Consider the following 13,293-nt stretch of genomic DNA (forward strand, 5'->3'; position numbering starts at 1 on the left):
CACCACGCTTACCATAGGCTATTGTCAGAAACTTTTCGGCTAATAGTGTTTGCTATTATCAAGAGTATGAAGTTGACAATAGTATTAAAAAGACCGACAGCCGTAGCAAAACTGAACGAAGAATCTTCGATCCCTTTTCTATACACATAAGTGGATATGACATCCGCGGTTTCGTATGTTAATGGCTGGTATAAAAGGAGGATTTTTTCAAAACCAGAACTTAGTAAATTACCAATTGTTAATATTAATAAGATGACAATTGTCGGCTTTATTGCCGGCAATGTAATATGCCACATTTTCCTGAAACGTCCTGCACCATCCATCTCTGCCGCTTCATACAGGTTAGGGTCAACAGCTGACAATGCTGCGAAATAGATGATTGAACTCCAGCCAATTGACTGCCATATATCACTTGTTACATAAATTGTGCGAAAGTACTCTGGAATCTGTAAAAATGAAATCGATTCGCTTCCTAGGATCTCCCGCATTTGATTAATGATTCCCTCAGTCGCTGTGAAATCTTTAATAATACCTACGATAACTACAATAGAGATAAAGTGCGGAATATAAGTGACAGTTTGAACCGTTCGCTTAAACCAGCTCTTTCTGACCTCATTAAGAAGCAACGCCAATATAATGGGAGCTGGGAATCCAAATATGAGGAGCCAAAAATTTAATAGAAATGTATTTTTAATCAATCTCCAGAAATAAAAACTGTTAAAGAAATCAGTGAAATGCTTAAATCCTACCCATGGGCTTTCAAAAAAGCCCATGCCGGGAATATACTTCTGAAAGGCTATAACAATCCCAACCATTGGCCAGTATTGGAAAACCAGGTAGTAGATAATAACTGGCAGCAACATTAAGTAGACATATTTCCCTCTGTTAAAATCCTTTTTGATTCTTGCCATGAGTTTCGGTTTCGGGTGAGGCTGGATGATTGTCTGTTCAGATTTTGTGACATTTATTTGACTCATAGGCTACACCTCTTTTCTAGAAAGCAACAACGTAATGAGAAACGGCAGGAGTATAATTTATCAGCTGCTACACTTCATACTCCTGCTAGTTAATATTAATTAAACATTAATCCATCCAGCCATATGTTGTAGTTTCCGCCAATTGAATGAAAACTTAATTCTAAGTAATTTACATCATGTAAGGATGGGTCACCTACTTGATGGCTATGCCAGCTCTTACTTTTTTCCAATGGCATATGGAAATAAGTCCAGCCGGTCCTCGATTCGGATGGCATGATCGCCCAGTTTGGTTTAAACTCAACAGGGCTGTATTCAATATAATTCTCCAAATCTGATGCAAGTCTAACGATTGGAAACTGATAATCTACAAAGCCATCACGGGTTTCGTGGTCAAACTTCATCCAGAATGAAAGATGTGATTTTCCTTCTAAATTCCATCCTGCGTTTTCAGCTTTTGGAAAGTGAATTCTGCCTAATTCATCATTCGATGTGACTTTGATTGATTGATGACCGCAGACATAGTTTTCTCCATCGGCAGTCACTCTGGTAAAACGATATTCCGAATTTGCTGAGATACCCCAATTCTTAGCATCGTGACCAACCATTTCGCCTTCATTTGTCACATATACATCAAACCAGGCCAGGTCAGCAAGCTTTCCATTATGGACCGTCATTCCTACCCGATAGAAACCAGGTTTTTCATATGAATGCTCGAACACTTCCCTTGATTCGATTGTGCCATCTCCCATGTCCCATCGGTAGGTTAATGAAAGTCCCTGCGGATCAGAGCTGCCAGAAGCATCAAACAAAACAGCTTTATTTACAAAGATGACCTGTGAAGAAACAGAGGCATTTGCTGTAGGTGCTTGGTCTCCCATATCTGCTGTTCTTTCAAAGTAGTTTGAAACGTTTTCATCTTTCTTGATATCGCCAAGTTTGTTTCCAGAAAACTCATTTCCAGCAATGTCGATCCAATTTGCGTGTTTTAGATAAACACCATAGGTTTCATTATCTATAATTCTATTTCCCTGGATAATCCAGTGATACGATTCATAGTCTTTTTTAAATCTGATTGCTACACCTGCGCTCTTATTATCATGAATATAATTATTCTTCATCACAAAATGGCTGCTGCTTCCATTGACCACGGCGATTCCGGCATTTCCAAAACTTTCAGGAGCATTTGATCTCCGCATGCCGTTGTAAGCTGCCTCGTTTCCGATGAGAACGGTATGGTCAGAACCGCCAAGCCAAAACCCATAACTGGAGTGATTCCCTTTGTTATTAACAAAAGTGTTGCCAGTATCCCATACTTCCCAGGCATTGTTATGAGCATATGAGGCGTCGTTTCCTTCAAAATAATTCCCGGTACTAATAACACCGTTTAGTGAACGAATGAAAACACCATCCCCGCCATAAGTAAAATCATTATGCAGGAATTTATTGTAATTGGACCCTGTTTCAATCAATACTGAAGTTGAGTCGCGCGCATGTACCTCACCTGGTGCAATCCTTATCCCATAATTCATGACATTGTTGACCAATTCATTATGTGAAGACCGCCACATCTTCAAACAAACATTTGTACAATGAGAAAACTCATTATCTGAAATATCATTGTGGCTGCAGTTCAGCAAATTCAGCCCATTCCAAACATTGTTCCCTTTATTTTTCAATACTTTGCTATAGTTTACATTTTCCAGAAAGAGCGCACCATGCGGCTCTCCATCCCCCCAGCCATATTCAGGATCAGTAAAATTATCAGAGAAATCATTGTTTTCAATGACAAATTCTGTTCCATTCATAACTTTACAGCCCAACAGGAATCCCTTAATTGAAAGATTCTTTACGACTATATTAGAATGACCATTGGAGTATAGCCCTGTTCCTCTGAAACTATATTTCTTTTCCAGTCTGCCAGGGGCTATTATGACAGCACCGTTACCATTAATAGTAATGCCGCTCTTTCCTACAATCAGACCTTTCCCAGACTTAAACTCATACACACCAGGAGCAAAAGTCGTATCTTCTGTAAGGACCATTCCTTCTTTAGGCTCTACTAAATTTGCACTGACCGTACTCAATCAAATCCCCCCTGTTGTAATTGTGAGACTTAAATATTTTATAATATTTAGAATTTTATAAATTTCTTTCTTTATAGTATAAGTTATGATTCTTCTGTATTACACCTAAGAAGTGAACTATTTTTTGTATTATCTGAACCAAATCAAATAGGCATAATTCATAACCAGGACTAAAGAATCAATCCAAATCTATTGCCAAAACTGGAAATTCAGCAATCCTTAATCTAGCGCATCCATAAGGAATAAGTATAATTTCTTCTTCAGGCTCTTTGGATATCACAGGACTGATTGGAAGCGTACCTGCAGAATTCATTTCAATTTTCCATTCAGGGACCCTTCTCCCTTTTCCAATCAGCTTTATTGGAGCGTTCTCAGGAGAAAAAGGTTGTATAGATACCCCTTTCGTCTTCATGCTAAATGACTGATTTACATCACGCTTGTCAAGCTTTAATGCATAATTCCAATCGGAACCTGGAACAACTTCCTGGTTTGGAAATACATTGTTCCCGCTTCTTTTTCTCCAATTTTCTTTTATTTTCAATGCATAAACTAAGGGACCATGCAATATTCCGATTGCATTATCTGCTCGTCTTTCGGTTTCCAGCTCCATAGGCAGTTCCAAGGTAATATGATCACCGGATTTCCATTCCCGTTCAATGGATGTATATCCATTCACCGTTTCGTCCACGTTGAAGGATTGCCCATTTATCTTCACAACCGGATACCTGCACCATTTAGGGATTCGCAGCTTCACCGGGAATATTTCTGGACCATCAGTTTGAATCAGGATTGAAATGGTTTCTTCAAATGGGTAATTGGTATCGACCTGCAAAGAGACCTTTTTTCCTTCTCCTACCATCCCGGTTAGTTTACATGGAGCATAGGAAACTGCGGCAAGTCCTTTATCTGCAGTAGCCATCCACAGACGAGCTGCAAGCTTCGGCCATCCTTGATGCATATTAGCAGTACAGCAGCCAAAATTCGGTTCAAGCCCGAACATATTCGACTCATCGCCGTTCAGGGTCCAGTTTCTCCTCGCTTGTGTACACAGCACTTGATTGACCTGCTGATCATACTGATGTCCATGCCAATCCGCAGTTATCGTAGCTGGAAGAGCATTGAATGCTACTTTTTCTAATAGATCTGCGTATTCGCCATCCCCAAAAATCCTTGTCAAATTCTCCAGGCTGAACATATACTCAACCACTGCACATAATTCGACTCCTTGACTTGGATGGGTTCCGGCTAACCATTCATCGCCTGAAAACATTCCATTTACTTGTCCATGATAGTTCATCAAACTTTTAATGCCTTTTGCAGCAGCCGTTCGATCCTCTTCACTTTTAGTTTGCAAGTATGATAGTGCCGGGTACTTTAAGCTCATAGCTACATTCACGACATGAACTCTGTGGTCAAATCTCGTCTGGTATCGCCAAAAAGGAAAATTGTTATATATTTCAGTCCAGTCAATCGTTTGCTTACGAATGGTTTCAGATAAATCAATTAGCCACTGTTCTCCAGTCCGATTGTAAAGCCACTGCAAGCAAAGCATATTTTCATTGCCCCTCGCTTTTGCCCATTGCATCAGGGGCCTAGACTCAATATTGTTCTTCTGATAGCGGAAATACTTGAGCATGAACGGGATGACCCGTTCATCTTTCGTAACTTCTTCATATTGAATCAGTACTTTCAGCATAACCATACGGCTCCACCAATCTGCATTGGTGGAGGGACCAAATTGTCCGTCAGGCGTCTGGCTTGAAAGAGTCCATTCAATCCAAGGCTGGACTTTATTAATAAGTTCTTCATCCTTTAGTAGATAAGCTAGGGGCAATAATCCATCTAAGTAATATGGACCCCTTTCCCAGCTTTCACCTGTACCACCCAACCATCCACTATTCGGACCTACATCATCCCAATAGTCGGAAAGCTTTCCTGTAAATCCATTTGCTTGTATTTTAAGCTGGTCCTTCAGCCAGCCTTCAGGCTCGATTGACCCAAGCGGTAATTCTGAAAAGGCCGTTTTTAACAGTATGTTCTGCTGCAGGTTTTCCACTTGTTCCATATTGCTCAACTCCTCTTGGACTTTAAATATTACTGGTTACACACTGTAATTATTTTTAAATATTCAGTAAATTTAAATTAAGTATAATAGCTGGCATCGTTATTTCCTATAAACAAACTGAACCTATTTTTGTACTATATGAACATCTCATTTGTAAGTTTTTCTATATTAACTCACGATTTCTGATAAAATATGGATATAGATATTTGGAATTTTCCAATAATATCACAACTTTTATTGGAGGACTAAACCATGACCATTCTACAATTTACTGTACCTTCAATACCCCATTACATTATGTGTGGAGAGGATACTTATACCATTAGTCAATACCATCCAAACAGAAGGAATATAGAAGTTTTCGATTTGTTGATTGTTACAAAAGGAACTTTGTATATAGGGGAAGAGGATCAAAAATGGGAAGTAAAGGCTGGAGAGATACTAATTTTGCGGCCTGACCGATATCATTATTCTGAACAGAAATGTAAAGAAACCACGCACTTTTACTGGCTACATTTTCAAACCACAGGAAAATGGTACGAGGTTAAGGATACAAACACAAAAGAATCAATACATAAAACCCATATCACTCCCTTTCATAAGAGTGAATTATTTACAATTGAATTGCCAAAGTTTTGTACTCTATCAAATCCAAGCGTTTTCTATGAAAAGCTTCGAAATCTATTATTATTAGTTGGGAATGTTTCAAGTAAAGCCCGGCTGCAGGAACAGGCTATTTTTCAGGAGATCCTGATGCAATTACATCGGGACCAACAGCCAAAGATAAACTCTAATATTGTCCAGATTGCTGAAAAGGCTGCTGATTACCTCCAGCAGAATTTCCAAAATCCACTCACCTATGAGCAACTGAGTGAAGTATTGAATTTTCACCCTGCATATATTTCAAGATGTATGAAACAGGTTTATGGCTGTACGCCACAAGAATATCTGACGAGGTATCGTATAGAACAATCCAAACTCTTCCTATTGAATACGGATAAATCAGTCAGTGAGATTGCCGAAAAAGTAGGATTCTCCACAATTTCCTATTTCACTAAAACCTTTTCAAAGGTCTTGAAAATAACCCCTTTAAAGTTCAGAAATCAGTTCAGGTAATCCCAACATCCAGAATTAAAATAAGACCGGGCAATAGTCCGGTCTTTCAATGTTTTCCGACAATCAATGCAGTTCTTTTTCTACCCTGGTTTTCGGAGCCAGGGTAAGATCTTCATTTTTCAGCGTGATCACAACTTGATTATCTCCTTCATTTTCCAGAAGGATTTTCTCTGGATTCAGCGTAAACCTTATCCTATTCCCTTTCCAAAGGTAAGGAAATGAGATTTCCTGTACAAAACTTGGCATAAGTGGTTTCAGCTCTAATTTTTCAGACTGAACGGCATTCCTGACCCCGCAAAAACCATGAATGACCGCCTGCCATATTCCGCCCGCATTGGCAATATGAATTCCTTCGGCTGCTCCTAGCTTATTTAAGTCCAGATCAATCCCAACTGTCTGGAGAAAGAACCTTTCAGCTTCTTCCTGATTCCGAATCCACGATGCAATGATTGAGTGTGTAGATGGAGATAAAGAAGAATCATGAGTGGTGATCGGCTCATAATAATAATAGGCAGATTTCATTTCTTCTTCTGTAAATCGGTTTGGAAAGAGCATCAAAAGTGTAAGAACATCTGCTTGCTTCAAGCATTTGGAACGGTACATTTTCTCCTGTGATATATAGTGCCCAAAGGGTTTAGAACGGTCTTTCCACACTATATTAAAATCAATTTCCTCATAGCTTTCAAAGTCTTCCGATTGAAGGATTAAATTCCGGTTCTTATCTTTTGTATATCCCAGACCTTCCATTAGTGTTTCAAACTGTTGATATTCCTCTTCGGTAATTTTCAATTTTTCCTGTAATAAAAGATAATTGTTTAGATCATATTCTTTAATTAATCTAGCTGCTTCCGACACTATTCCAAGGTTGAATTTAACTAGATAATTGGTAAAGGCGTTATTTTTTGAAAATGGAGAGTACTCATCCGGTCCCATAACACCTGATAACTCATAAACACCAGAGTTATTCTTATAAACACGGCTCACCCAATATCGTGCAGTCTCTACTAAAATCTCAAACCCATGGTCCAGTAAAAACTTATTATCACCTGTTGCTTTATAGTAGTGCCACAAACCATATGCGACATCAGCTGTAATATGTATCTCATGATCTGCATACTGCCAGTTTGGGCACTGTTCTTCACCAGTCAGACCCGATTCCCATGCATAACGCGCACCGTTATAGCCATAAGCGGCAGCATTCTGCTTTGCTCCCTGAAGTGTGTTATAACGGTATAACACCAGGTTTTTGGCTGCCTGAGGGTTTGTGTAGATGAAGAATGGCAATAAATATATTTCTGTATCCCAGAAATAACGTCCGAAATAGGCTTCTCCCGCATGTCCTTTGGCATCTATAGCGACTCGCGGATCTTTGCGGACATTGCTTCTTAATAAATGATAAAGACTAAAGCGGACAGAAATTTGAAGCTGGTCATTCCCTTTCATTTCTATATCACTTTGCAGCCATAAATTCTCCCATACTGCTGTATGCTTATTTTTCAATAGTTCATACGTGATTCCAGCGTGCTCCTTCAGCGTTTCCTTTACAGTTACAAACGGATCAATTCCATGCAAATCCCGACTGGTCGCTATGGCGCAAAGTTTAGTAAAGTCATGTGATGAATGAGAATCACAATCCATTACTGTTTCGAAAAAGATATGGTTATTCTCCTGTTTTACATCCCATAGATTTTCACCATTGGATAAAATCATTGCTCCCTGTACAACTTGCTGCCCCTTATCGGTGATCACTTCTGTTTGTATAAAGCCATTTTCTTTTGATGACTTGAGTGAAGTAAAATGATTATAACCATTTGTCCTGACATTTCCGTTGATACCTGCTGCTACCTTTAATTTACCGCTTCCCTTTTGGAAGTCCAGCTTTACCCTTTGCACACATAAATGGTCGCAATCCATTGAAACAAATCGCTCGAAGGACACTTTTACCTCCTGTCCCAGCTTTGTCTTCCAAAGAAAGCTGCGGATCAATGTTCCATCTTGCATATTGAGTGACCGACTATACTCACTGATTGTGCAGTTATCCATGCTTAGCTGTTCCTCATCGAGCCACATCTTAAATTCGAGCATCCAGGGAAGGTTGACCATTACCTCTTTTAGAAGCGGGTGCACACCTGCAACACCAGGTACATAAGTACCCCATTTTGACACCATGAGGTTAGACTTTTCCAGGGACACATTCATGGGCAATCTCATATATTCCTCAGCCTGATTCTCATCCTTTAGCCCTTCTTCAAAAGAGCCTCTCACCGATAAATATCCATTCCCGGTAGTAAACACTCCTTCAAAGTGTTTATAGTGATTGACTTTGAAAGCAGCCTCCTGAATCAGCCAGTTATTCTCTTGCATTAGTGAAACTTGACTCATAACCTGTCACCTTCTTTATTGAAATGAAACCGTCATAATTTCCCATGGATCCAGCTTAACACTGACGATTGTCTGATTATCCTTTGATTGGGAGCTTAATTCTTCAAGGGTATTTCCGGCAAAGTCATCTGCAGTTACTCTGGAAAATCCATGGTTGACCGTCATGTTTGCAGATTGAATATGTTCACTTGAATAATTCATGAACCTGACTATAAAACGATCATCCTCACGATAGAATGCAGATAACAGAATTCTTTCATCTTCAAAATTCAAAAGATTGTTTATTGCTGCTCTTTCGGTCGTTTCAACTACTGGATAAATGGCTCTCGCTGCCTTTGAAGCTTTTGCGCTTTCCCAAGGAGTTTGTGTACCAAAATTCAAAGTAAATGTCCATGTATAATCACCGAACACTTTATCCCTTGCAAGCAAATGCTTGATTGTGCCCGCTTCATTTAATCTTTCTAGAGTGACCTTTTGAACGCCTGGATGGACCAATGTGAAGCCAGTATCTTTACCAGCAACGCGTATATAGGTGTTTGCGTAAATATCAACTATTTCGGTTTTTTCTTCACCAAAAGGGAAATCACGATAGTACTCCGCATCTGAAATATGATGCTTAAAGGATGCATGGCAGTTAAGTGACAAATTAACTCCGGTATAGAAGTAAGATTGACATTTTATCTCTTTCGTTTGATGGTTGATGAACACCCTTGCTTCAGCAAATGCCACTGGCGTCTCGGTCGTATGCAGGGTCACTAAATCACAATGAAGCAACAGGACACTTTCAAACTCATTCTTCTTTTCTACACAAGCTTTAACCCGAGATAAGGAAATTTGATCTGGACAATGAGTTGTTCCATCAAAGGCAAATGTAAATATTTCATGTGCGGGACTTAAAGCGGGATACATGCTTGTATGTTCATTTTGTTTTGCGATAGGCCCAGTAAAGCCAGTAAATTCAATTGTTTCACTTGTCTTCTTTTCCGTTATGCCAATACTCCAGCTGCCCTTTTTCCAGCTGATTTTAAAGTTTTCATCCTCGATCCAATCTTCCCCATACAAAACCTGGTTCTTGATTTCTTTCTTTCCTCTTTCTTGTTCAACAATATTGACAGCAATTGCTCCAAGTGCAGGTAGTTCCAGGGCTATTAAGCCTTTTACTTTCCCCTCTTCCTCACTGGTGATTACAAATGGAACTTCTTCTCCATCCTTCATCATCACATAATCCCCATGCACTTTTTCCATTTCAAACGGAACCGTCTGGAAGGAAGCAACACCGTTATAATTCGCAACAACCAAGGTTGATGTGTCTTCATCATGGGGATACAGACTTTCAATTTGTTTCTTGCAAGAAGAGATGATGTCATAGTATTTCTTTACACCATAAGAACCCGCTTTTGTTTCAATTCCATCCTCTGTAAATGCCCGATAACCTCTCGCAGCCGAAAAATCATGGTTCTGTAAAATAAGGAACTGTTTCCACAGTCTATTAAGTATTTCTTGATCATTATTTGAAGGGAATTTTAAACTATCTAATGCAACTAGTGTTTCATATGCAAGGAGCGATTGCTCCACGATCTGATCCACCATGATGACCTTATCACCATCGTAGCCCCAGCCACCGTCCTGGTACCAATTATTTTTATAGTTGGATTTGTCCAATGGAATATAGATGGATTGCAATTGTCGGCCTGGCAATTCATAATCAAAATATTCCTGGAGAGTGACGGCCTTACCTCCCCATTCCTCGACGTGTTTGATGCCTTTTTCAAATGGATCAGCGCTTGCTCCCCAGTCCATTCCAGGAGGCCATATCTCTACCCACTGAAATAAGAGCGGCCTCTGATAATCTTTTAATCTTTCTTTATACTCACTATATCCAGTATATTGGCGTACACACGAAACCATGAGGTCATTTGCCGGAACGGCAGGAACCTCAGTACCGTCAATCCCTTTCCAGCTGATCATTGCTTCGTTCAAAGGCATAGCTTGACCAGAATTTTGATTTTGCAATGATGCATACTGGAATCCACTTTTCAATAGAAGCTGTGGCAATTGCGGATGGAACCACTGCTCCTCAACTAAAAAGGCACGAATATCATAGTCCAGAACTTCCTTGATTGCTTTCTTTCCAAATGTCAGGTGACGGATGTTTGGCTCCCATCCATAATCCTGGCCAAAGGGCTGGCCATATGTTCCGCCATCGACCGCTGCCTTACCATCTGAAATATACTTTTTAAGTCTATCGATACATGCTGGATCTTCTTTTTCCACCTCTTCATAGGAATAGGCATCCAGTTCCATCGATACCTTCAGCCCGGGATAATCATCAGCTGCATCCAGCATTTTATGTATCGTATAAGCCGTGGAAAAGGTCCTGTTGTATTTTTTCCCGCCATACCAGCCTGATGGGAAAGCAAATCCAATCCCTCCCTGTGTCCAATGATTACAAAAGAAATAATAAAAGTTTGGTTTTGACATTCTTCATGACTCCTTTAACTATAATTTTTAGTTCGTTAAATTCACCAACGGCTCTGGTTTTTCACAGGTACTATCCAGTTCAATATGGATTCCTCTCTCCGACGATTCCAAAATACTATGCATGATATCAAGTACATGGTAAGCCAATTCTTCATTTGCTCTGTGCTTGCTTCCCATCAGGATGGAGCAAGCCATATCCGAAACTCCGATTCCTCTGCTATTTTCCGTGAATCCAAAGCTTAACGGCTGATTGACCCACTCTGTGCTATCTTTTTTCCGGATTTGAATCTGTCCGTTATATCCATTCGGGTCAGGTACAAGCATTGTCCCTTCCGTTCCATAAATCTCAATGCATGGCAGCTTTGTATGCCATACATCAAAACTGGTCACTAAATGTCCGACTGCTCCATTTTCAAACTTCAACAATCCGTTTATATGAGTTGGCGTTTCGACTCTTATCGTTTCACCAAAATATGGTCTGCTGGTAATGGTTCTTGCTGAAAATGTCTTGCTCGACATTGCTGTCACTTGTTTAACTGGACCAATTAAATGAACGAGAGCTGTTAAGTAGTATGGGCCCATATCAAATAATGGACCGCCTCCGTATTGGTAATAAAAATGGGGTGCAGGATGCCAATTTTCATGACCATGACAAAGCATAGAAGCATGAGCTGCAATCGGTTTCCCAATCTCGCCTCTATCAATCAGCTCTCGCGCTGTTTGTATTGCACCACCAAGGAAAGTATCCGGGGCACAGCCGATCCTGACTTTATTTTTCATTGCTAATGTGATTAATTTTTTTGCATCATCTTTTTCGATAGTGAGGGGTTTCTCTACATAAACGTGTTTATTACTAGAGATTATCTGCTGAGACACCGAATAATGGGCATCGGGCGTCGTCAGGTTCACAATCAGATCGATCCCATTATGACGAAGGATTTCTTCGGGCGTATACACATTTGGAATTCCGTATTTCTCTGCTTGAAGCCTTGCTTTTTCAAGATTTATATCAGAAAGTGCGATTAATTCAACATAGTCATATTTTTTGAGATTCTCTATGTAAATGCTGCTAATATTTCCGCATCCAATTATGCCAGCCTTCAATTTTCCAGCACCCAAATTACTTCCCCCTTTCATTCAGCAGCGGCCCAAAGAATGCCGTTCTTCACGAGTTTATAGCAATCTTCAATTTTTATATCTTCTGGCTTATGACCAATTGAACAGTAGAATACCTTTCCCTTCCCATATGTCTTTGTCCATGCAACCGGCATTTGGATCTGATCAAATTCAGTAGCTGCAAGAATATGGATTGCCGGGTCAATATGCATATAGTAAAGCTCCGACCTGACATTAAAATCACTAATATCCTTTGTAATGCAATGCTCTCTATCTTTAATTCCGACTAGATATTCAACGTCCTGCCCTCCTGGATGCGCTACAAATTGCCCTCCTGCCATGAATTGATACTCTGTCTCATTCCTGAATGCGTCTCCCATTCCTCCATGAATTCCGGCTGCTCCGGCACCCTCTTTAATTGCGTGAAGCATCGCTGCCAAAGCTTCAGCTGGAATCTCGCCCATCGTCCAATTTGGAATGATGATTTGATAATCTTTTAGATCGTACTCCGTATGAAAAGTGGATATAGATTGACTTACATCCACCTCATACCCTTGTTCCGTTAACATTAATTTGAATATTCCGGTAATTTCTTGCGGATGATGGCCTTCCCATCCTCCACTTATGATCAAGGCTCTTTTCATTGCACATCTCCTTGCTGTTAAGATATGAAGTTAAAAAATGACCCCGCTATGCAGGATAATATTTGCATACGGAGAGCATTCACCCGTCCGTATTACCGCCTTCGCTTTTTTAGTCAGATTTTTAAACTCTTCATGAGTGACATACTCCACGTTGTTTAATTGACCGCTTCTTTCAATTTCCTTAAGAAGTGCACCGTTATCCGTTTTAATTTCCAAGGCTAAAATGGCTTTTTCCACTACAAAGTCGTCCAAAATAGTTGTTAAAACTTCTGAAAATGAGGGAACTCCTTTGGTTAAAGCTAAATCAATTCTCTTTGTTTCATCAGGAATAGGAAGTCCGCAATCAGCTATGACAATATAGTCTGTATGCCCCATCCTCGCGAGGACATTCGCAATTTCACTATTTAGCACTCCGTTTTTTTTCATAA

At 39.9% G+C, this 13,293-nt stretch carries 9 protein-coding genes; 1 reads left to right on the forward strand and 8 read right to left on the reverse strand.

Features of this window, described 5'->3' with window-relative positions; translation table 11 throughout:
* Window positions 1–8: 8 nt before the first annotated feature.
* The 3 genes from V7201_RS06475 to V7201_RS06485 all read right to left on the reverse strand — a co-directional run bounded on the left by V7201_RS06475 (window position 9) and on the right by V7201_RS06485 (window position 5,126).
* Window positions 9–977: an ABC transporter permease gene (locus V7201_RS06475; protein ID WP_335375974.1), complete on the reverse strand. Its 969-nt coding sequence runs from the start codon at window positions 975–977 to the stop codon at window positions 9–11.
* Window positions 978–1,072: 95 nt separating this feature from the next.
* Window positions 1,073–3,061, reverse strand: coding sequence for a right-handed parallel beta-helix repeat-containing protein (locus V7201_RS06480; protein WP_335375975.1), 1,989 nt, complete (start codon window positions 3,059–3,061; stop codon window positions 1,073–1,075).
* Between the two features lie 178 nt (window positions 3,062–3,239).
* A complete protein-coding gene (locus tag V7201_RS06485) occupies window positions 3,240–5,126 on the reverse strand; it encodes a beta-L-arabinofuranosidase domain-containing protein (RefSeq protein WP_335375976.1) in 1,887 nt (628 codons plus the stop codon).
* A gap of 252 nt (window positions 5,127–5,378) precedes the next feature.
* On the opposite strand from V7201_RS06485, the gene V7201_RS06490 reads away from it, so the two are divergent.
* Window positions 5,379–6,242 (forward strand): AraC family transcriptional regulator, encoded by an 864-nt coding sequence (locus V7201_RS06490; RefSeq protein WP_335375977.1) that lies wholly within the window; start codon window positions 5,379–5,381, stop codon window positions 6,240–6,242.
* A gap of 63 nt (window positions 6,243–6,305) precedes the next feature.
* On the opposite strand, the gene V7201_RS06495 is transcribed toward V7201_RS06490, so the two are convergent.
* Genes V7201_RS06495 through rbsD form a run of 5 tightly spaced genes read right to left on the reverse strand, consistent with a single transcriptional unit; the run spans window position 6,306 to window position 13,291 of the window.
* Complete coding sequence (locus V7201_RS06495) at window positions 6,306–8,624, reverse strand: glycoside hydrolase family 65 protein (RefSeq protein ID WP_335375978.1); 2,319 nt, start codon at window positions 8,622–8,624, stop codon at window positions 6,306–6,308.
* A 15-nt stretch (window positions 8,625–8,639) separates the two neighbouring features.
* Window positions 8,640–11,105, reverse strand: coding sequence for a glycosyl hydrolase-related protein (locus V7201_RS06500; RefSeq protein ID WP_335375979.1), 2,466 nt, complete (start codon window positions 11,103–11,105; stop codon window positions 8,640–8,642).
* Between the two features lie 27 nt (window positions 11,106–11,132).
* Window positions 11,133–12,224, reverse strand: a complete 1,092-nt coding sequence (locus V7201_RS06505) for a Gfo/Idh/MocA family protein (protein ID WP_335375980.1) — start codon at window positions 12,222–12,224, stop codon at window positions 11,133–11,135.
* A 14-nt stretch (window positions 12,225–12,238) separates the two neighbouring features.
* Entirely contained in the window at window positions 12,239–12,865 is a 627-nt protein-coding gene (locus V7201_RS06510; RefSeq protein ID WP_335375981.1) for a ThuA domain-containing protein, read from the reverse strand.
* Between the two features lie 30 nt (window positions 12,866–12,895).
* The gene (gene rbsD / locus V7201_RS06515; protein WP_335375982.1) at window positions 12,896–13,291 is read right to left on the reverse strand and encodes a D-ribose pyranase; all 396 of its coding nucleotides are present in this window, start codon (window positions 13,289–13,291) and stop codon (window positions 12,896–12,898) included.
* Window positions 13,292–13,293 lie beyond the last annotated feature (2 nt).

It is taken from the genome of Bacillus sp. JJ1122 (genome assembly GCF_036964885.1).
GTDB lineage: Bacteria > Bacillota > Bacilli > Bacillales > Cytobacillaceae > Mesobacillus.